Raw genomic sequence first — 19,352 nt, 5'->3', positions numbered from 1 at the left:
GGCTGACCGGGTTCCCAGGGTGCCGGGGTTGTGGTTCTGTGCGCGGTTCCCCGCGCCCCTTGGTCGGCCGAGTAACCTCAGTCCGTGTTCGGGCGGGCCAGTCCGTGGTCGTAGGCGAAGATCACCGCCTGCACGCGGCCGCGGGCGCCGATCTTGGCGAGGACACGGCCGACATGGGTCTTGACGGTGGACTCGGCCACGACGAAGTGCGCGGCGATCTCCCCGTTGGTCCAGCCCTTGCCGATGGCGACCAGGATCTCCCGCTCGCGGCCGGTCAGGGAGCCGAGCCTCGGGTCCGCGGCCCCCGGGCCGCCCGCGCCGTACGCCGGAGGGTGACGGGTGAACTCGTCCAGGAGACGGCGGGTGAGAGCGGGAGCGATGATCGCGTCGCCCGCCGCCACCGCCCGGATCCCGGCGAGGAGTTCATCGGGCCGCGCGTCCTTGAGCAGGAAGCCGCTGGCGCCCGCGCGCAGCGCGGCGTGCACATACTCGTCGGGGTCGAACGTGGTCAGCACCAGCACCCGCGAGCGGTCGCCGGCGGCCACGATGCGGCGGGTGGCCTCGATACCGTCAGGGCGAGTTGGGCGAAGTTCGTACCGAACAGGGACAGGCTCACCGCGCTCGCGTCGGCGAAGTCCCCGTCGAGGTGGCCGGAGTCGTACCCGGAGCGATAGCGCTGCGCGGCGATCAGCCCGAAGGCCACCAGGAACAGCAGGCCCAGGGCCAGCGTGATCCACGTCGAGCGCAGCGACCACAGCTTGGTCCACTCCGAACGCAGCACCCGCGGCCCGGTCACCCGGTAGGCGGGACGCACACCGAGGCTCCGGGGCGACTCGGCGGTCGCGGCCGGGGCGCTCATGCCGCCCTCCCCAGGGCCTCGGGGCCGGCGGTCGAGCCGTGGTACTCCACGGCATCCCGGGTCAGGTCCATGAACGCCTCCTCCAGTGACACCGTGCGCGCGCTCAGCTCGAACAGCGCGATCCCGTGCTCGGCGGCCCTCAGCCCGATCTCCCGGGCGGTCAGGCCGGTCACCTCAAGTTCCTCGGAACCGATCCGGCCGGTGACCTCGACGCCCGGCCCGGCCAGCGCCTCACGCAGCCGCGCCGGGTCCTGCGTCGCCACGTGCACGGTGTCCCCGCCTGCCTCGCGAACCAGGTCCCGTACGGTCGTGTCGGCCAGCAGCCGGCCCCGGCCCACGATGATCAGATGGTCCGCCACCAGTGCCACCTCGCTCATCAGGTGCGACGAGACGAACACGGTGCGGCCCTCCGCGGCGAGCGACGTCAGCAGGGTGCGGATCCACAGCACGCCCTCCGGGTCGAGCCCGTTGACCGGCTCGTCCAGCATCACCGTCTGCGGATCGCCCAGCAGCGCCGCGGCGATGCCGAGCCGCTGGCCCATGCCGAGCGAGAAGGCACCCGCCCGCTTCTTCGCCACGCCGCCGAGGCCGGCGAGGTCGATGACCTCGTCCACCCTGCCGAGCGGGACGCCGTGCGTCAACGCGAGCGCCTTCAGATGGTTGTACGCCGAACGGCCCGGGTGGATCGACTTCGCCTCCAGCAGCGCGCCGACCTCCTGGAGCGGCGCCGCGTGCCGGGCGTAGGCGCGGCCGTTCACCGTCACGGAGCCGCCGGTCGGCGCGTCCAGCCTGACGATCATGCGCATCGTGGTCGACTTGCCGGCGCCGTTGGGTCCGAGGAAGCCGGTCACGGTGCCCGGCTTGACGACGAAATCCAGCCGGTCCACGGCCGTCTTCTCGCCGTACCGCTTGGTCAGCTGCTCTGCCTCTATCATGCGCACTCCCTTGCTCGGGCGGCGGGTGGCGGTCGCCGGGGCCACAGGAACAACGCTAGGAACCAGCCGGCGGTGAACTGGTCGTACCGGGGGCGGAACGCGGGGCTCGCCGTCGTACCGCGGTACTACGACCGGCCGTTTTTTGGTTGCGGCTGTCGTGTGGCTGGGGGCGCGGTAGGGGGTGCCTCGGTGGGTTGTCCGGCGGGTGCGGGGTCGTTGTGGCTTGTCGCGCCCGCGCGGCGGAGCCGCACATCGATACAGCCCCGCGCCCCTAGGGGGTGGTCGGGGTTGAGGTGAGGGAGCGGGTGGTGACGCGGGTGAGGTGGTGGGTGAACTCCTCCCGGGCGTCCGGGGTGAGGGTGCGCAGCGCGACCAGGGCGGTGATGACCACGTCGCAGAGTTCGGCGCGGACGTCCTCCCAGGTGTGCGAGACGCCCTTGCGCGGGTTCTGCCCCGTCGCGCCGATCACCGCCTGGGCGACCTCGCCGACCTCCTCCGACAGCTTGAGCACCCGCAGCAGCACGGTCTGCGACGGGTCGCGCTCGTCGTGCGCGTCCAGCCAGGCCCACAGCTCCTCGACAGCGGTCCACAGGTCCGCGGGCGCCGGTGTGCGCATCTCCTGATCGGTCATGGACGCAGCCTGCCACGCCCACGGCTACTCCTCGAACAGCGCATCCTGCGCGCCCGCCGCCTCCTCGGCCGTCCGCCGCACCCGGCAGTTCCGGGCGCCCACCACGGCCGCGGTGACCGCCGCGGTCACCCCGAGCGCCGCCGGGACCATCCAGCCGCGGTCGAGGACATGACCGAGGGCGTGGTCCAGCGAGAGCCGGCCGGGGCCCGCGACGGCGAGGCCGGTCGCGGCCAGGCCCAGCGTCGCCGCGTACTCGTAGCCGCCCTCCTGGGCGAAGAAGCCGTTGGGTACGTGGATCGCCGCGGCGCCCGCCATCGCGCCGACCGCCGCCGCACCCGCGGCGGGCGTGCCGAGGCCGAGCGCCAGCAGCGTGCCGCCGCCCGTCTCGGCGAGGCCCGCCGCCGTCGCGCTCGCCCGGCCCGGGGCGTAGCCGACGGACTCCATGAAGCGGCCCGTGCCCTCGATGCCGTGGCCGCCGAACCAGCCGAACAGCTTCTGCGTGCCGTGCGCGGCCAGCACCCCGCCGGTGCCCAGCCGGAGCAGCAGCAGGCCCAGATCACGTCGGTCGTAACAGCTCACGGTGACTCCCCATGCGGTTCGGGTCGACGGCCGGAACAGGCTTCCGCCCGGGTGTCCACCGTCGCATCCGGGACCGCCGGGCAGCCCGTCCCGGGGCGCCGTTCGGGTGGCGGGGCCCGTGGCGCGGTGTGAGGGTGACTGCCATGACGATCCAGACATCGAAACTCAGCGATCCCGCGGTACGGGCCTTCGTCAGCGCCGTCAACGCCCATGACCGGCAGGCGTTCCTGGACACCCTCACCCCCGACGCGACCATGTCCGACGACGGCTCCGACCGGGACCTCGCCGACTGGATCGACCGGGAGATCTTCTCCTCCAACGGGCACATGGAGGTCGACAACGAGTCCCAGGGCGGCCGTTCCCTGGTCGCCCGCTACCGCAACGACACGTGGGGCGAGATGCGGACGAAGTGGAGCTTCACGATCGAGCCCGACGGCCGAATCTCCCACTTCGCCACGGGCCAGGCATAACACCCCGAAACCCAGTTGCTCGCGCGTCCCGTGTGTTTGTGGTGGGGCGGGTGGGGATTGAGCGGCAGCCGTTCCGGGCCCGGTGCGTGTCCCGCGGGGTTGTGCGGGGGGCACCCCCTCCCGGGTGTGGTGGAACGGCTGCCGCTTCCCCTCTCGGTGTGGTCCGTGGAACCTCGGTGCTTCAACTGTGAAGCTCCGGTGGAGGAAAGTTGAGCATAAGCTCCCGACCGGCCGCAATAGCGCGGAGATTCGAATTCCGGTTGTGTAGATCGGAGTTGACGGGGTACCGGGCCCGCTCAGCCGCGGCCCACATACGGCATCGCCGTCGCCAGCACCGTCGCGAACTGCACGTTCGCCTCCAGGGGCAGCTCCGCCATGTGCCGTACGGTGCGGGCCACATCGGCGACGTCCATCACCGGTTCCGGGGCTACCTCCCCGTTTGCCTGCAACGCCCCCGTCTCCATACGGGCCGTCATGTCGGTGGCGGCGTTGCCGATGTCGATCTGGCCGACCGCGATGCCGTACGAACGCCCGTCCAGCGACAGGGACTTGGTCAGGCCGGTGAGGGCGTGCTTGGTCGCGGTGTAGGCGACCGACCGCGGCCGGGGCGTGTGCGCCGAGACCGAGCCGTTGTTGATGATCCGCCCGCCCCGAGGGTCCTGCTCCTTCATCTGCCGGTACGCCGCCTGCGCGCACAGGAACGCCCCGTTGAGGTTGGTGTCCACCACATGCCGCCAGGCGTCGTAGGGCAGGTCCTCGACCGGGACCCCGCCAGGCCCGAACGTGCCCGCGTTGTTGAACAGCAGGTCCACCCGCCCGAAGCGGTCCACGGTCGCGGCGAACAGTTCGGCCACGTCGTCCGGCCGTGCCACGTCCGTGCGCACGAGCAGCGCCTCGCCCTCGGGGGTCAGCGCCGCCGTCCCGGCGAGCCGCTCGGCCCGCCGCCCGGCCAGCGCCACCGCCCAGCCCGCGCGCAACAGCTCCACGGCGACCGCCCGTCCGATACCGGACCCGGCTCCGGTCACCACCGCGATCTTCGATTCCCTGTCGGTCATGGCACCGCAGCGTAGGCGCCGACTCCGCCATGCGGAATCCGGTGTCCGCCGTACGACTGGCGGCCGCGGCGCCGTACGTCGCCGTCGTGGCGGCGGACGACCGGTTCAGGCGGACGCCGGAACGGGCACGGCGTCCCCCGGGTACCGCACCCCGACCCGCTCCCGGATCGCGTCCAGCGTCCGCATCACGGCGAGCGTGCCGGACAGCGGCACGAGCGGGGACTCCGGCTCGCCGGCCCGCAGCGCGCGCATGACCTCCGCCGCCTCGTGCCGCAGGGTGTGCCGCGGCCCTTCGGACGCTGCGAGGACGAACTCCTCGGGGTCACGGCCGTCGCGGTGCAGCACGAACCGCTCCGGGTGGAAGAAGCCGCCCGGTACGTCGATCCGGCCGAGCGACCCGGTCACCGACGCGGTGACCGCCGTACCGCCGACGATCGAACAGTGCACCGAGGCCAGCGCGCCGCTGTCCCAGGACAGCAGCGCGCCCGTCTGGAGGTCGACGCCCTCCGCGGACAGCACCGAGCGGGCCTCGACCGCGTCCGGCTCGCCGAGCAGCAGATGCGCGAACGACACCGGGTAGACGCCGAGGTCGAGCAGCGCGCCGCCGCCGAGCGCCGGGTCGCGCAGCCGGTGCGCGGGCGGGAAGGGGCCCGCGAGCCCGAAGTCGGCGTGAACGGTGCGGACTTCGCCGATCGCCCCGTCGTCGACCAGCGCCTTCAGCCGGCGTACCAGCGGATTGCAGTACATCCACATGGCCTCCATCAGGAAGCGGTCGTGATCGCGTGCCAGCGCGACCAGTTCCTCCGCCTCCCGCGCGTTCAACGTGAACGCCTTCTCGCACAGCACGTTGCGCCCGGCCTCAAGGCACAGCCCGGCCGCCGCGCGGTGTGCCGAGTGCGGGGTGGCGACGTACACGACGTCGATGTCCTCGTCCTCGGCCAGCGCCTCCCAGCCGCCGTAGGCCCGGGGAATACCGAACCGTTCGGCGAACGCCCGCGCCGCGTCCTCGGTGCGCGAGGCCACCGCCACGATCTCGGCGTCCGGCAGATCCACCAGGTCCGCCGCGAACGCGGACGCGATGCCGCCCGTCGCCAGGATCCCCCACCGCACGCTCTGCTCCGCCATTCCGGCCCCGCCCTCGCTCATGCATACCTCGGCACTGTGTGCGAACTGAGAGCATAGGTGCCTGTTCAACCACACGGGTCGGCCGCACAGGCCACAAGGGGAGGGGAGCCATGCCCGAACGCGCGGCGGCACCGGCATCCGAGACGGCGGACCGGTCCGCGGGCGGCGAACCCGCGCGCCGCACGGCACGCCGTACCGGCCGGCTCGTCACCCTCGTCCTCGGCGGCCTCACCGCCACACCCCCGCTCGCGATGGACATGTACCTCCCGGCGCTGCCGGAGGTCACCCGCTCCCTGCACGCGCCCGCCGCCACCGTGCAGCTCACCCTCACCGCCTGCCTGGCCGGCATGGCGCTCGGGCAACTGGTGGTCGGCCCGATGAGCGACCGCTGGGGCCGCCGCCGCCCGCTGCTGGCCGGCCTCGCCGTCTACGTCGTCGCCACCGCCCTGTGCGCGGTGGCGCCCACCGTCGAGGCGCTGGTCGCGCTCCGGCTGGCGCAGGGACTGGCCGGGGCGGCCGGCATCGTGATCGCCCGGGCCGTCGTCCGCGACCTGTACGACGGCGTCGCGATGGCCCGCTTCTTCTCCACCCTGATGCTGATCTCCGGCGTCGCCCCCATCGTGGCGCCCCTGATCGGCGGTCAGATCCTGCGGGTGACGGACTGGCGGGGCGTGTTCGCCGTCCTCACCGTGGTCGGGGCGGTGCTGGCCGCGGTGGTCTGGCTGCGGCTCCCCGAGACCCTGCCGGCGGCCACCACAGGAGTGCCGGCCGCCGGAACGGAACCGAAGGCCCGCGGGCGGCAGGACGGCGGGGTCGGCGCGGCCCTGCGCGCCATGCGCGGGCTCCTCGCCGACCTGCCGTTCACCGGCTACCTGCTCACCGGCGGCTTCGCCTTCGCCGCCCTGTTCGCCTACATATCCGCCTCGCCGTTCGTCATCCAGGACATCTACGGCGCGTCCCCGCAGACCTTCAGCCTGCTGTTCGGGCTCAACTCCGTCGGCCTGGTCGTCGTCGGGCAGATCAACGGCAAGCTGCTGGTCGGCCGGGTCAGCCTGGACCGGGTGCTGGCCGTCGGCCTCGCGGTCACCGTGCTCGCGGCGGGCGTCCTGCTGCTGATGACCCTCGGCGCCTTCGGACGGGTCGGCCTCGCGCCCGTCGCCGCCGCGCTCTTCGTCCTGATGTCCTCGATGGGCCTCACCCTTCCCAACGCCCAGTCGCTCGCCCTGCTGCGCACCCGGCACGCGGCCGGCTCCGCCTCCGCGCTGCTCGGCGCCTCCTCCTTCCTCATCGGGGCGATCGCCTCCCCGCTCGTCGGTGTCGCCGGGGAACACACCGCCGCGCCGATGGCCGTCGTCCAACTGGCGGGCGCGGTGACGGCCGCCGCCTGCTTCACGGCGATGTGCCGCCCCTGGAGGGCCCGCGCAGCCGGATGGAACGGGGGCGGCCTCGGCTTGCACGAGACCGGGGAGACGCGGGCGGAGCAGGCGCGGGCCGAGGGGGCGCGGGCCGAGGGGGCGCGGGCCGAGGATATGAGGGACGAGGTCACGAGAGACGAGAAGAGGCGGGTCGTGGAGACGCGGGCTGAGGACGTGAGGGGCGAGAAGCCGGGGGAGGAGAGCTGAGCGCGCTGAGACTGCGGGTCGACACGCCGGAACGTGCCGGACTCGACCCCGGGGAACTCCAGCACCTCGTCCAGGAGGTCCGCGGCCTCACCGTCGGCGACCGCCCCTGGGCGCCGGGCGTCGTCGTGGTCGCCGGGCGCGGGCCGGTGATCGCCGTACGGGAGGCCGCGGGCTGGGCGGTCCGGTACACCGCGTACGACGCCACGACGGACCGCGGTGTCGAGCCGGAGCCCGCGGCCCGGGTGCCGATGACCCTCGACACCCCCTTCGACCTGGCGTCCCTCACCAAGCTGTTCACGGCCGTCGCGACGCTTCAGCAGATCGAGCGGGGCACCCTCGGCCTCGACGCCCCGGTCGGCGCCGTGCTGCCTGAGTTCCGGGCGGTGGCCCGACGCGGTGTCACGGTGCGTCAGCTGCTCACCCACACCTCCGGGCTGCGGCCCGAACTGCCGCTGTACGACTGCCGGGACGCCGCGGCCCGGCTCGCGCTGCTCCGCGCGGAGGTGCCCACGACGCCGGCGGGCAGGTACCGCTACTCCGACCTGAACATGCTGCTCCTGCAGTTCCTGCTGGAGCGGATCACCGGGCGCGGCCTGGACGTCCTGATCCACCAGGGGATCACCCGGCCGCTGGGGATGACGGCGACCCGGTTCGGACCCTGTCCGGGCGCCGCGGCCACCGAGGACCAGCGGCGGCCGTGGGCCAAGGCCGACCGGGGCATGCTGCGGGGTGTGGTCCACGACGAGAACGCGTGGGCGCTCGGCGGGGTGGCCGGTCACGCGGGGCTGTTCTCCACGGGCGGTGACCTGGCGGTGTTCTGCCGGACGCTGCTGGCCGGCGGACAGTACGGTCCGGCCCGCATCCTCGGCCCCGACATCGTGACGCTGCTGCTGACCCCGCCGGGGCTGGGCTTCGCCGTGGACCAGCGCTGGTTCATGGGGGAGCTGGCGGGACGGGGAGCCGCCGGGCACACGGGCTTCACCGGCACCTCGCTGGTCCTCGACCCGGCGACCGACACGTTCCTGGTGCTCCTGGCGAACACGGTGCACCCCCGCAGACGCCCACCGGACAACACCCCAAGAGCCCGCGCCGCAACCCACCTGTCCCAAGCAACACACACCTAACCCACCCCCCAGGGGCGCGGGGAACTGCGCGCTCAACCCCCACGCACCCGCACCCACCCACCGTCCGCAGCCCCCCCCAGGGGCGCGGGGAACTGCGCGCTCAGCCACAAGGCACCCGCACTCATCCACCGTCCGTAGCCCCCCCAGGGGCGCGGGGAACTGCGCGCTCAGCCCCCACGTACCCGCACCTACCCACCGTCCGCAGCCACCCCAGGGGCGCGGGGAACTGCGCGCTCAACCACAACGCACCCGCTCTCACCCACCGTCCGCAGCCACCCCAGGGGCGCGGGGAACTGCGCGATCAACCACAACGCACCCGCACCTACCCACCGGCCGCAAACCCACGGCGCCCCCCGCCAAAGCCCCCGGCAGGGCAGCGCCTCCTACAATCGCCCCGTGAACGAACCCCCGGCCGAAAGACTCCGCGCCGCGCTGGCCGCCCTGCTCGACGGTCTCCCCCCGTCGCAGGCCGCCGCCGCCGTGGAGCGGCTGATCACCACCTACCGCGGCGCCACCCCCACCGACGCACCGATCCTCCGTGACCGCGCCGACGTCGCCGCGTACGCCGCGTACCGCATGCCCGCGACCTTCGAGGCGGCACGCCACGCACTCGCCGCGTTCGCCAACGCAGTGCCCGGCTGGGCACCGGCCGGCCACACGGACGTCGGCGGCGGGACCGGCGCCGCGACCTGGGCGGTCAGCGCCACCTGGGCGGGCACCCGGCCGGTGACCGTGCTGGACTGGGCCGAGCCCGCGCTCGCGCTGGGCCAGGAGGTCGCCGCCGGACAGCCGACGCTGCGCGACACCCGCTGGCGGCGGGAACGGATCGGCGCCGCCCTCACCCTCGACGCCGTCGACCTCGTCACCGTCTCCTACGTCCTCAACGAGCTGTCCACGGCCGACCGCGCCGCCCTCGTCGACGCCGCCGCGAGAGCCGCACGGGCCGTCGTGATCGTCGAGGCCGGCACCCCCGACGGCCACGCCCGCGTCATCGAGGCCCGGAACCGGCTGATCGACGCCGGGTTCCGGATCGCCGCGCCCTGCCCGCACAGCGCCGGCTGCCCGCTGGTGCCCGGCGCCGACTGGTGCCACTTCTCCGCCCGGGTCAGCCGCTCCTCCCTGCACCGGCAGGTCAAGGGCGGCTCGCTGCCGTACGAGGACGAGAAGTTCAGCTACGTCGCCGCCACCCGCCTCCCGGTGGTACCGGCGCCCGCCCGGATCGTCCGCCGCCCGCAACTGCGCAAGGGACAGGTCCTGCTCGACCTGTGCGAAGCCGGCGAACGGCTGCACCGCGCGACGGTCACCAAACGCCACGGCGACCTGTACAAGGCGGCGCGGGACGCGGACTGGGGCGACCCCTGGCCGCCCGCCGCACCGGACCCCATGGGTTAGCTTCACCCCATGGTCAAGAAGCCCGCCCCGGACGCCAGCCGCCGCAGCGAGAGGTCCCGCCGCGCGATCTACGCCGCCGCCCTCGCCCTCGTCGCCGAGGTCGGGTACCCGAAGACCACCGTCGAGGCGATCGCCGCGCGGGCCGGGGTCGGCAAGCAGACCATCTACCGGTGGTGGCCGGCCAAGGCGGACGTCCTGCTGGAGGCGTTCCTGGACCTGGCCGAGCAGTCGGCCCGGGACCTGGGCCAGGCCCCGTACACGATCCCCGACACCGGGGACGTCGCCGCCGACCTCAAGGCGGTGCTGCGGGACACCGTCGACGAACTGCTCGACCCCCGGTTCGAGGCACCCGCCCGCGCCCTCGCCGCGGAGGGCCTGGTCAACGAGCAGTTGAGCCGCGATCTCGTCGGCAAACTGCTCGAACCACAGCTCCTGCTGTACGTCGACCGGCTCCGCTCAGCCCAGCAGGCGGGGCAGGTACGGGCGGACGTGGACCCGCGCATCGCCCTGGAACTGTTCGTGTCGCCGCTGGCCCAGCGCTGGCTCCAGCACACCGGACCGATCTCGTACGCGTACACGGACACCCTGGTCGACTACGCCCTCCACGGCCTGGCCCCGCGCTGACCGCACCCCCCGGACGGGGCCCGCGGTCCCCCGGGGCGCAGGATGGTGGGACCATGGGGCATGTTGTCCGCACACCAGCGAGGCGAGGGGATTGATGAGCGCGACGTTCGGCGGCCGGTCCGGCCGGCAGGGCAAACTCTCCCAGTGGCTGCGGGGCCGCCGCACGTCACCGACCGCCGACACCGGCGGCCGTGAGGAACTGCTGCTCGCCGCCGCCGCAGCCGGACTGCCGCTCGCGCCCGCCGCGCACCCCGCCCCCGGATACCGCTGTTCCTGCGATCGCGTCGGCTGTCCCACCCCCGCGAGGCACCCGGTGTCGTTCGCCTGGCAGACCCAGTCCACCACCGACCGTGCCCAGATCGAGCGCTGGGCCCGGCACCAGCAGCAGGCCAACTTCATCACCGCGACCGGCATGGTGCACGACGTCCTCGATGTGCCCCTGGAGGCCGGCCGGCAGGCGCTGCGGCGGCTGCTCGACTCCGGCGTCGAGGTCGGCCCGGTCGCCGAGAGCGACGACGGCCGCATGCTGTTCTTCACCCTCACTCGCGGTACCCCCGAGGACGAGGACGAGTGGTGGCCGTGCGAGCTGGACTGCCACCCCGAGACCATGGACGAGCACCCCGGGCTGCGCTGGCACTGCCGCGGCTCGTACGTGCTGGTGCCGCCGGCCCGGCTGCCCGGTGACGACGACCAGCAGGTGCGCTGGGCGCGCGGCCCGGAGCACGCGCTGCCCGACCCTTTGACCCTCCTGGAAGCCCTGACCGACGCCTGCGCCCGCCACGCAGACGACCAACCCCACGACACACCCCCCGCCTGGCCCCTACGCCACTAGCCCCCAAAGGGGCGCGGGGCTGTATCGATATGCGGCTCCGCCGCGCGGGCGCGCCCAGCCCCAACGCACTTGGACTCGATCCGCGGGGCAGGACAGCGCGCCCCAAAGGGGCGCGGGGAACTGCGCGCCCAGCCACGACGCACCCGCAGAGGACCAGGGCGCAGCACAGCCCGCTGGGACTCGATCCGCGGGCCAGGGCAGCGCCCCAAAGGGGCGCGGGGCTGTATCGATATGCGGCTCCGCCGCGCGGGCGCGCCCAGCCCCAACGCACCCGCAGAAAACCACACCCCAGCACAACCACGGAGCTACCCGGCCAAACCCAGCGGAGCGGAGCGTTCAGTCGCCCTGCGCTCCCGTAAGCCCCTGAATCCGCCCCAGCAGCGACACCTGTGCGCCCCCGGAACCGGAACCACGCTTCGGATCGAGGGCGACCTCGTTGGAGACGAACTCCAGGGTCAGCGACTGCTTGATCTCACCCTTCGTCAGGGCCTGCACATCCTCCCCCGGCGTCGGCACGGAGGCCCCCGCGGCAGCGGTCTGCTTCTCGAAGTGGCGTGTGGTGAAGAACACCAGCGCCCCGCCGTCGGCCGTGCGCAGCGCGAGCGGCGCGTAGTCGCCGTCGGTCAGCGGCTCGTCGATGTACTGCCGGGCCAGCCCCGGCTTGCTGGCCTGCCGCTCACGCGTGGCGCGCCAGTCGCTGGTGTGCACGCCGTCCGAGAAGACGCTGCCGCCGCTCTTCAGATACGTCGCGTACTGCTCGCTGAGTTCGCCCGGCGCGACGGACAGGTCGGCCGATCCGGCCGGAACGGCCTCGGCCCAGCCGTCCTCGTCGAGCTTGAACTCGGGCAGCTTGTCCGGGGCGACGAGCGTGAGGTACGCCACCTGGAACGGCTCGCTCAGGGCGTTGCGGGTGAACACGAACAGCCAGCGTGCGCTGCCGCCCTTGTTGGCGGTGGCGTCGGCGACGAACCAGCGGGGCCAGCCCGCCTTCTTGGGAATGGTGAACTCGGCGTCCGACAGTTCCAGCGGCTGGTGCCCGGGGTTGCCGCCCGGATGGTTCGCGTGTCCCGCCTTCAGCCGGGCCCCGTCGATGTCGGCGAGCGCGCCGGTGATGTGGTCGGCGTCCAGGGAGCTGTCGTACGCCTTGTCCGCCGCGTTGTAGGCGTCGGTGAACTCCTCCAGCGCCTTCGCGGCCTCGGCCTTGCTGGTGGCCGGGAGCACTTCGCGCTCGCCGTGCACCACCACGCATCCGCTCGCCGTCAGCGACAAGGCGGTCAGCGAGGCCGCTATGAGTGCCGTCCGGTCACGCCCGCGGCGCCCGCGCGGACTGCGATCCCTGGTCATGAGGTCCCGTCACCTTCCTCTTCCCGGAGCCGAACCCTACCGGGAGCGAAGGCCGTTCGAACGCCGGGTTCCCGCACCGGGCCCGCACCATGACCGGCGGACGGCGTCAGCCCTTGTCACGGACCGCGGCCGGCGCCGGCTGCGGCTGCCTTCCGGCGGTGCCCGGGCGGGACGGCACGAGGAACACGGCCAGCGTGGGGATCAGATAGAGCAGCCACACCGTGACCTGGACGACGGTCGGGTCGGGCTGGAAGTTGAGGACGCCCTTCAGGAGCGTGCCGTACCAGCTGTCCGGCGGGATGGTGCCGCTGATGTCGAAGGCCAGGTCCCGGATGCCGGGGATCCAGTTGGCCTCCTGGAGGTCGTGGACGCCGTAGGCGAGCACGCCGGCCGCGACCACCACCAGCATGCCGCCGGTCCAGGTGAAGAACCTGGCCAGGTTGATCTTCAGCGCGCCCCGGTAGAACAGCCAGCCCAGCAGGACGGCGGTGGCCAGACCCAGGGCGACGCCGATCAGCGGGCGCGGGGTGCCGTCGCTGGCCGCGTGCACGGACGCCCACACGAACAGCGCGGTCTCCAGACCTTCGCGGCCCACCGCGAGGAACGCCGTGGCGACCAGCGCCCCCGTGCCCATGGCGAGCGCCGCGTCCAGCCTGCCGTGCAGTTCGGAGCGCAGGTGCCGGGCGGTGCGCCGCATCCAGAAGACCATCCAGGTCACCAGGGCCACCGCGACGATCGACAGCGAACCGCCGAGGGCTTCCTGGGCCTCGAACGTCAGCTCCTGGGAGCCGAATTCGAGCGCGCACCCGAAGCCCATGGCGATGGCGACCGCGATGCCGATGCCGATCCAGATCGGTTTCAGCGCGTCCCGGCGCCCGGTCTTGACCAGATAGGCGATCAGGATGCACACGACGAGGCTGGCCTCCAGCCCCTCGCGCAGACCGATCAGATAGTTGGAGAACACGGGCTACGCCTCCTCGGTCAGCAGCGTCCGGCCCCACCAGTCGTCCGCGTCGCGGACGCCGGGCGGGATCGCGAAGACAGCAGAACCCACATGCTGGATGTACTCGTTGAGCGCGTCCGACGCCGCCAGCCGGCGCTGGAGCGGAATGAACCCCTTGCGGGGGTCGCGCTGGTAGGCCAGGAAGAACAGGCCGGCGTCCAGCCGGCCGAGTCCGTCGGTGCCGTCGGTGAAGGAGTAGCCCCGGCGCAGGATCGTGATGCCGCCGTTGGCGTCGGGGTGGGCGAGCCGGACGTGCGCGGTCGGTTTCATCGCCTTCAGGAACGGCTCGTCGTGCTCGTTGGGCTTGCCGACCGGGGCGCCCTCGCCCTTGTCCCGGCCGAAGACGTCCTCCTGCTCCTGGAGCGAGGTCCGGTCCCAGGTCTCGATGTTCATGCGGATGCGCCGTGCGACCAGATACGACCCGCCGGTCATCCACGCCGGCCCGTCCTGGCCGCCGACCCAGACGTGCTGGTCCAGCCGGTCCTTCTCGGTGCCCGCGATGTTGCGGGTGCCGTCCTTGAAGCCGAACAGGTTGCGCGGGGTCTGGGCGTGCGGGGTCGTGGACGACGTCTTGCCGAAGCCGAGCTGTGACCAGCGGACGGCGACCTTGCCGAAGCCGATGCGGGCCAGGTTGCGGATGGCGTGCACGGCGACCTGCGGATCGTCGGCGCAGGCCTGGATGCACAGGTCGCCGCCGGTGCGTGTGGCGTCGAGGTTGTCGCCGGGGAACTTGGGCAGGTCGACGAGGGCGGCGGGCCGCCGGTCCGCGAGCCCGAACCGGTCGAACAGGGACGGCCCGAACCCGAGGGTGAGGGTGAGCCGGGAGGGCTTCAGCCCCAGCGCCTCGCCGGTGTCGTCGGGCGGCGCCTCGGCCAGTCCGCCGTAGGCGCCCTCGCCGACGGTGCGGCCCGCGGTCATCCGGCGGGCGGCGGCCGTCCAGTCCTTGAGGAGCTGGACGAACGCGGCGCGGTCGTCGGTCTTCACGTCGAACGCGGCGAAGTGCAGCCGGTCCTGCACGGGCGTGGCGATGCCCGCCTGGTGGTCGCCGTGGAAGCCGACCGCGGTGCCCGCATCGGCGGCGGCCGGGTCGGCGTCCTGGCCGGTGCGGGTCATCGCGACGGCGCCGCCGGCCGTGGCGGCGCCGAGCGCGAGCCCGGCGCCGCCCCAGCCGATCAGCGCGCGCCGTGAGGGGCTGCCGCCCCGCTGGTTCTGCGTCATCTCCGCCTCCGCCTACTTCACGACCGCGGCGGCGAGCTTGGACAGCGGCTCGGCGAGCGCGTTCACCGCGTCCGACAGCTCCTTGCGCTGCTTCTCGGTGACCTTGTCGTAGGAGACGAACTCGTAGGAGGTCTTGTCAGCGCTGTTGGAGCGATACTTGTCGAGCAGCGTGTCGAGCGCCGCGAACTGCTTGTCCAGCTCACCGGTCAGCGCCGCGTCGTTGGCCGAGGCGACCGGCTTGAGCAGGTCGTACGCCTTCTGCGCACCCTCGACGTTGCCCTTGAAGTCGACGAGGTCGGTGTGCGCGTAGCGGTCCTCCTCGCCGGTGACCTTGCCGGTCGCGACCTCGTCGAGCAGTTCCTTGGCGCCGTTGGCCATGGAGGTCGGGGTGATCTCCGCGGTGCCGACCCGCTTCTGCCAGTCCTTCAGATCGGTGACGAGCTGGTCGGCGAGGGTCTTCTCCTCGGCGCCGATCTTCTTGTCGTGCCAGAGGGACTTCTCCAGGCGGTGCCAGCCGGTCCACTTCTGACCCTCTTCGAGCCCGTCCTCGCGGACGTCGACCTTGGGGTCGATGTCGCCGAAGGACTCGGCGACCGGTTCGGTGCGTTCCCAGCCGAGCCGGGAGGGTGCGTAGGCCTTCTTCGCGCCCTCCAGGTCGCCGTCCTTGATCGCCTGGACGAAGGTCTCGACCCTCGGCAGCGTCTCGTCGGCCTGGTCCTGCGCGTACTGGCGGTAGTCGGCGACCGCCTTGTCCAGCTTGGGGTCCCGCTTGGCGGTGCTGCCGCCGGTGACCGTCAGCTTCTGGCGTACGCCGTGGCCCTTCATGCCCGGGCGGCAGGCGATCTCGTACGAGCCGGCCTTCACCTCTGCGGTCAGCGTGTACTTGGTGCCCGGGCCGATGTTCTCCTTCTCGGAGACGATCCGGTCGTCCGGGAAGAGGATTTCGACCTCGGTGGCCCGGGAGCCCTTGTTCTCTATCTGGAGGGTGACCTGGCCGGCCGGGACCGAGGTGGCCGAGGTGTCGCACGTGGTGTCGGCGGCGGTCACCTGGATCGCGTTGCCGTCCTTGGCGTCGCTCTTCGCGGTGCAGGCCGTGAGGGCGGTCAGGGCGGCCACGGCGGTGGCCGCGGTGACGGTGAGGCGGGCGGCACGCATGCGGGCTCCAAGCGGGAAGCAGTCTGGTGAGGCTGGCCTAACTTATCTGAGGCTTCCCTCACCCATACCCCTCCTTGCGGTGATTCAGCTCTCACTGGAAGATCACAGACACGGCTTGATCTCGGCGGCTCAAAATCGCCGCCAAGGGCGGGTAATGGGGAGGTCAAGCGCTGCGTCGCGGGGTGATCAGGACGGCCCCGGTGCGAGGGTGCGGGAACACCTCGACCGGCTGCTCATAGACGTCCGACAGCAGCCGCTCGTCGAACACCTGCGCCGGCGGGCCCTCGGCCGCGACGCGCCCCGCGCACAGGATCGCGACCCGGTGCGCGTAGGCCGCCGCCAGGGCCAGGTCGTGCAGCACCACGACCACCGCGTCACCGGCGCGCGCCCGCTCCCGGCACAGCCGCAGCACCGACTCCTGATGCTTCAGGTCGAGCGCGGCGGTCGGCTCGTCCAGCAGGAGCAGCGGCGCGTGCTGGGCGAGCACCCGGGCGAGCGCGACCCGGGCCCGTTCCCCGCCGCTGAGCGCGGAGAACGGCCGCAGCGCGAAGCCGGTGACCTCCGTCGCCGCCATCGCCCGGGCCACCGCGCGGTCGTCGTCCGCTGGGGAGGAGGCGTGCGGCGCGCGGCCCATCCGGACCACCTCCTCCACCGTGAAGGGGAAGGACAGCGCCCTCGACTGGGGGAGCACGGCCCGGCGCAGGGCGAGTTCGGCCGCGGACCACTGCGGGGCGGGGCGGCCGTGGATGCGTACGACGCCTGCGGCCGGGGTGAGGTCGGCCGCGAGGGCGCTCAACAGGGTCGACTTACCGGCGCCGTTGGGGCCGACGAGGGCGAGCAGTTCACCGGCGCGTGCGGACAGGTCGACGCCGTCCAGCACGGTACGGCCACCCCGGCGGACACACACCCCCTCCGCCTCGGCGAGCACGGTCCCGGGCCCGACCGGCACGGGGGCGACGGGCCTGCCACGCAACAGCCTCACAAGCGAACCCTTTCGATCGGACCCCAGGGGGCCGTGACTGCGATGCGGACGGGCGGCGTCATGCCCAGCCCCCTCCGGGCGGCATGGCGGCGGCACCCGGTCGCCGCGGTCGCCGCGGCGGCGCCGGTCGGCCCGGCCGCGGTGGGGGTGCGGGCCCGGGTGCCGTCCGGTGTGGTCGTGGCAGGGGCTCCGGCGGGCGTGGTCGCGGCGGGGCCCCGGCGGGTGCGCACGCGACAGGGGGGCGGGTCGGTGTGCCGATCGGCGGGTGTCATGCCCAACCGCCTTGTCTGCGGCGGGTTCTGCGCAGGAGCCAGAAGAAGAACGGGCTGCCGAGCAGCGCGGTCAGCACGCCGAGCGGGAGTTCGGCGGGCGCGGCCACCGTACGGGCCGTCAGATCCGCGCCGAGCAGCACCAGCGCGCCGAGCAGCGCGCTCGCCGGGATGAGGAACCGGTGCCCCGGCCCGGCCGCCATCCGCAGCAGATGCGGTACGACGAGGCCGACGAAGGAGATGATCCCGGCGACGCTCACCGCCGCCGCGGTCAGCAGGGCGATGACCAGCACCAGCACAAGCCGCAGCCGCTCCACGTCCACGCCCAGGTGCCGCGCGGGCCGCTCGCCCAGCGCCAGCAGGTCGAGCCGGCGGGCATGGCCCGGGGCCAGCGCGAGCCCCAGCACCGCACAGGGCAGCACGGCCAGCACCTTGGGCCAGGTCGCCTGGGACAGCGAACCGAGCTGCCAGAAGGTGATCTGGTTGACGGCGGCGGTGTCCGCGAAGAACAGGAACAGCCCGATCAGCGCGCCCGCGAAGGCGTTCACCGCGATCCCGGTGAGGATCAGCGTCACCACCTCGGTGCGCCCGCCGGAGCGCGACATCCCGTACACCAGCAGGACCGTGCCGAGGCCCGCCGCGAACGCGAACGCCGACACCGTCCAGTCGCCGAGGAAGTCGAGGCCGAACGCGATCGCCGCGACCGCGCCGACCGCGGCGCCCGAGGAGACGCCGATGACGCCGGGCTCGGCGAGCGGATTGCCGAAGACGCCCTGCATCAGCGCCCCGGCGCAGCCCAGCGAGGCGCCGACGAGCAGCGCCAGTACGATCCGCGGGAAGCGGACGTTCCACAGCACCGACTCGGCCACCCGGTCCAGCGCGGAGCCGCCGAGGCCCGCCCGGTGCAGCACGGAGCCGAGCACGTCGCCGGTCGGGATCGGATAGGCGCCGAGGCCCGCGGCCACCGGGACAAGCACCAGCAGGGCGGCGAGCAGCCCGGCGGTGAGCAGCCAGGCCGTGGAGTGCCCGCGGCGCGCGGGGGTCTCGGCGGTCTCGGCGGTCTCGGCGGTCCGCCCGGCCGGTTCGTCGAGCACGGTCACTCGGCACCGTCCCGGTACAGCTGCGCCACCACCGTGGCGAGCACCTGGTCGGTGCGCGGCCCGTAGTTCAGCAGCACCCCGTCCTCGACGGACACGATCCGCCGGTTCATCCCGGCCGGCGTCTGCGCGACACCGGGGATCTTCACCAGTCCTTCCGTCCCACCCACCGACTCGAGTCCCTTGGCCATCACGAGGATCGCGTCGGGCGCGGCCTCGGCCAGCGCCTCGGTGGTGATCGCGGTGAAGTCCTTCGTCAGGCCCGACTCGACCCCGGCGTCGACCGCCCCGGCGGCCTCCAGCAGGGAGGTCGCGCCCGAGCCCCGGCCGCCGATGAGATAGACGGAGGCGGAGCCGCGCAGATAGAGGAAGGCGACCCGGGGCCGCTCGGCGTGCTCCGGAACCTTCTTGCGTACGGCGGCGATCCGCCGCTCCGTGCGCCGGGTCAGCTCCGTGCCGGCGGCCGGGACGCCGAGCGCGCCGGCCACCGCCCGGGTGCGCGGGCCCACGTCGTCCAGGTCCCGGGCCGCGGCGACCACGAGGACCGGCACTCCGGCGGCGCGGATCTGGTCCATGGCCTCCTTGGGGCCGGTGGTCTGCTCGGCGAGGACCAGATCGGGCCGCAGGGAGAGCACGCTCTCCGCGGACACGTCGTGGTTGCGGGTCACCACCGGGAGCCGTGCCGCCTGCGCGAAGGTGGCGGTGACATCGCGGGCGACGACCCGGTCGCCGAGCCCGAGGGTGAACACGATCTCGCTGAGGCTGCCGGAGAGCGGCACGATGCGCCGCGCCTGGCGCACCGTCACCGTGCCGCCGTCGGCCGAGGCGACGGTGACGGGCAGCTTCGGTGCGGGGGTGGCGGTCAGCGGCTCGACGCGGTCGGCCGTGCCGGTTGTCGGGGTGCCGTCGGTTCTGCCCGGTTTCCCGGTCGGTTCCGCGGCTTCGGGGGAGCCGCCGCAGCCGGTCGCGGCCATGGTGAGGGCGAGCACGGAGACCAGTGCTCCCGCCAGTCGGGTGCGCAAGCGTCGCACGGTCC

General features: G+C 73.3%; 18 protein-coding genes and 2 pseudogenes. 6 read left to right on the top strand and 14 right to left on the bottom strand.

Annotated features, from left to right (window positions below):
• Window positions 1-77: 77 nt before the first annotated feature.
• The 5 genes and pseudogenes from ACIRFL_RS15255 to ACIRFL_RS15235 all read right to left on the bottom strand — a co-directional run.
• Window positions 78-578: pseudogene (locus ACIRFL_RS15255) on the bottom strand (LuxR C-terminal-related transcriptional regulator); the annotation flags it as partial.
• Window positions 566-859: pseudogene (locus ACIRFL_RS15250) on the bottom strand (ABC transporter permease); the annotation flags it as partial. The pseudogenes ACIRFL_RS15250 and ACIRFL_RS15255, both read right to left, overlap by 13 nt.
• Complete coding sequence (locus ACIRFL_RS15245; protein WP_404028297.1) at window positions 856-1,794, bottom strand: ATP-binding cassette domain-containing protein; 939 nt, start codon at window positions 1,792-1,794, stop codon at window positions 856-858. The pseudogene ACIRFL_RS15250 and the gene ACIRFL_RS15245, both read right to left, overlap by 4 nt.
• Window positions 1,795-2,065: 271 nt before the next feature.
• Window positions 2,066-2,425: a MazG-like family protein gene (locus tag ACIRFL_RS15240; protein ID WP_404028295.1), complete on the bottom strand. Its 360-nt coding sequence runs from the start codon at window positions 2,423-2,425 to the stop codon at window positions 2,066-2,068.
• 24 nt (window positions 2,426-2,449) lie between these two features.
• Window positions 2,450-3,004, bottom strand: a complete 555-nt coding sequence (locus tag ACIRFL_RS15235; protein ID WP_404028292.1) for a DoxX family protein — start codon at window positions 3,002-3,004, stop codon at window positions 2,450-2,452.
• 143 nt (window positions 3,005-3,147) lie between these two features.
• Between ACIRFL_RS15235 and ACIRFL_RS15230 the strand changes: the two genes are divergently transcribed.
• Entirely contained in the window at window positions 3,148-3,474 is a 327-nt protein-coding gene (locus tag ACIRFL_RS15230) for a nuclear transport factor 2 family protein (protein WP_404028289.1), read from the top strand.
• A 296-nt stretch (window positions 3,475-3,770) separates the two neighbouring features.
• On the opposite strand, the gene ACIRFL_RS15225 is transcribed toward ACIRFL_RS15230, so the two are convergent.
• Entirely contained in the window at window positions 3,771-4,529 is a 759-nt protein-coding gene (locus ACIRFL_RS15225; protein WP_404028286.1) for an SDR family oxidoreductase, read from the bottom strand.
• A gap of 105 nt (window positions 4,530-4,634) precedes the next feature.
• A complete protein-coding gene (locus tag ACIRFL_RS15220) occupies window positions 4,635-5,654 on the bottom strand; it encodes a Gfo/Idh/MocA family protein (protein ID WP_404028337.1) in 1,020 nt (339 codons plus the stop codon).
• 110 nt (window positions 5,655-5,764) lie between these two features.
• Here ACIRFL_RS15220 and ACIRFL_RS15215 point away from each other — a divergent pair, with 110 nt between their 5' ends.
• The 5 genes from ACIRFL_RS15215 (at window position 5,765) to ACIRFL_RS15195 (ending at window position 11,248) form a co-directional block, all read left to right on the top strand.
• Window positions 5,765-7,276, top strand: coding sequence for a multidrug effflux MFS transporter (locus ACIRFL_RS15215; RefSeq protein ID WP_404028283.1), 1,512 nt, complete (start codon window positions 5,765-5,767; stop codon window positions 7,274-7,276).
• Window positions 7,273-8,400 carry a serine hydrolase domain-containing protein gene (locus ACIRFL_RS15210; RefSeq protein ID WP_404028334.1) on the top strand — a complete coding sequence of 376 codons (1,128 nt, stop codon included), beginning with the start codon at window positions 7,273-7,275 and terminating at the stop codon, window positions 8,398-8,400. Before ACIRFL_RS15215 ends, ACIRFL_RS15210 begins: the two co-directional genes overlap by 4 nt.
• Window positions 8,401-8,796: 396 nt before the next feature.
• The gene (locus ACIRFL_RS15205; RefSeq protein ID WP_404028279.1) at window positions 8,797-9,792 is read left to right on the top strand and encodes a small ribosomal subunit Rsm22 family protein; all 996 of its coding nucleotides are present in this window, start codon (window positions 8,797-8,799) and stop codon (window positions 9,790-9,792) included.
• Between the two features lie 9 nt (window positions 9,793-9,801).
• Window positions 9,802-10,416 (top strand): TetR/AcrR family transcriptional regulator, encoded by a 615-nt coding sequence (locus ACIRFL_RS15200; protein WP_404028276.1) that lies wholly within the window; start codon window positions 9,802-9,804, stop codon window positions 10,414-10,416.
• Window positions 10,417-10,510: 94 nt separating this feature from the next.
• A complete protein-coding gene (locus tag ACIRFL_RS15195; protein ID WP_404028274.1) occupies window positions 10,511-11,248 on the top strand; it encodes a bifunctional DNA primase/polymerase in 738 nt (245 codons plus the stop codon).
• 336 nt (window positions 11,249-11,584) lie between these two features.
• Here ACIRFL_RS15195 and ACIRFL_RS15190 read toward each other — a convergent pair whose 3' ends face one another.
• The 7 genes from ACIRFL_RS15190 to ACIRFL_RS15160 form a co-directional block, all read right to left on the bottom strand.
• Window positions 11,585-12,592 (bottom strand): hypothetical protein, encoded by a 1,008-nt coding sequence (locus ACIRFL_RS15190; RefSeq protein ID WP_404028271.1) that lies wholly within the window; start codon window positions 12,590-12,592, stop codon window positions 11,585-11,587.
• Window positions 12,593-12,698: 106 nt separating this feature from the next.
• Entirely contained in the window at window positions 12,699-13,556 is an 858-nt protein-coding gene (efeU, locus tag ACIRFL_RS15185) for an iron uptake transporter permease EfeU (protein ID WP_404028268.1), read from the bottom strand.
• A 3-nt stretch (window positions 13,557-13,559) separates the two neighbouring features.
• The gene (gene efeB, locus ACIRFL_RS15180) at window positions 13,560-14,813 is read right to left on the bottom strand and encodes an iron uptake transporter deferrochelatase/peroxidase subunit (RefSeq protein ID WP_404028265.1); all 1,254 of its coding nucleotides are present in this window, start codon (window positions 14,811-14,813) and stop codon (window positions 13,560-13,562) included.
• 12 nt (window positions 14,814-14,825) lie between these two features.
• Window positions 14,826-15,968 (bottom strand): iron uptake system protein EfeO, encoded by a 1,143-nt coding sequence (gene efeO / locus ACIRFL_RS15175; RefSeq protein WP_404028262.1) that lies wholly within the window; start codon window positions 15,966-15,968, stop codon window positions 14,826-14,828.
• Between the two features lie 163 nt (window positions 15,969-16,131).
• Window positions 16,132-16,950, bottom strand: a complete 819-nt coding sequence (locus tag ACIRFL_RS15170; protein ID WP_404028260.1) for a heme ABC transporter ATP-binding protein — start codon at window positions 16,948-16,950, stop codon at window positions 16,132-16,134.
• A 268-nt stretch (window positions 16,951-17,218) separates the two neighbouring features.
• Window positions 17,219-18,319 carry a FecCD family ABC transporter permease gene (locus ACIRFL_RS15165; RefSeq protein WP_404028258.1) on the bottom strand — a complete coding sequence of 367 codons (1,101 nt, stop codon included), beginning with the start codon at window positions 18,317-18,319 and terminating at the stop codon, window positions 17,219-17,221.
• Window positions 18,316-19,338: a hemin ABC transporter substrate-binding protein gene (locus ACIRFL_RS15160; RefSeq protein ID WP_404028255.1), complete on the bottom strand. Its 1,023-nt coding sequence runs from the start codon at window positions 19,336-19,338 to the stop codon at window positions 18,316-18,318. The genes ACIRFL_RS15165 and ACIRFL_RS15160 overlap by 4 nt, the downstream gene beginning before the upstream one ends.
• Window positions 19,339-19,352: the final 14 nt, after the last annotated feature.

The organism is Streptomyces sp. NPDC102462, assembly GCF_044765425.1.
GTDB lineage: Bacteria > Actinomycetota > Actinomycetes > Streptomycetales > Streptomycetaceae > Streptomyces.
Note: the sequence above shows the minus strand (reverse complement) of the source record. Positions and strands in the feature narration are given on the sequence as shown.

Excerpts from the sequence above, each read along its gene's own strand:
- ACIRFL_RS15245 (WP_404028297.1), bottom strand. The coding sequence starts at position 1,794 with ATGATAGAGGCAGAGCAGCTGACCAAGCGGTACGGCGAGAAGACGGCC.
- ACIRFL_RS15240 (WP_404028295.1), bottom strand. The coding sequence starts at position 2,425 with ATGACCGATCAGGAGATGCGCACACCGGCGCCCGCGGACCTGTGGACC.
- ACIRFL_RS15230 (WP_404028289.1), top strand. The coding sequence starts at position 3,148 with ATGACGATCCAGACATCGAAACTCAGCGATCCCGCGGTACGGGCCTTC.
- ACIRFL_RS15225 (WP_404028286.1), bottom strand. The coding sequence starts at position 4,529 with ATGACCGACAGGGAATCGAAGATCGCGGTGGTGACCGGAGCCGGGTCC.
- ACIRFL_RS15220 (WP_404028337.1), bottom strand. The coding sequence starts at position 5,654 with ATGGCGGAGCAGAGCGTGCGGTGGGGGATCCTGGCGACGGGCGGCATC.
- ACIRFL_RS15215 (WP_404028283.1), top strand. The coding sequence starts at position 5,765 with ATGCCCGAACGCGCGGCGGCACCGGCATCCGAGACGGCGGACCGGTCC.
- ACIRFL_RS15200 (WP_404028276.1), top strand. The coding sequence starts at position 9,802 with ATGGTCAAGAAGCCCGCCCCGGACGCCAGCCGCCGCAGCGAGAGGTCC.
- ACIRFL_RS15195 (WP_404028274.1), top strand. The coding sequence starts at position 10,511 with ATGAGCGCGACGTTCGGCGGCCGGTCCGGCCGGCAGGGCAAACTCTCC.
- ACIRFL_RS15190 (WP_404028271.1), bottom strand. The coding sequence starts at position 12,592 with ATGACCAGGGATCGCAGTCCGCGCGGGCGCCGCGGGCGTGACCGGACG.
- efeB (WP_404028265.1), bottom strand. The coding sequence starts at position 14,813 with ATGACGCAGAACCAGCGGGGCGGCAGCCCCTCACGGCGCGCGCTGATC.
- efeO (WP_404028262.1), bottom strand. The coding sequence starts at position 15,968 with ATGCGTGCCGCCCGCCTCACCGTCACCGCGGCCACCGCCGTGGCCGCC.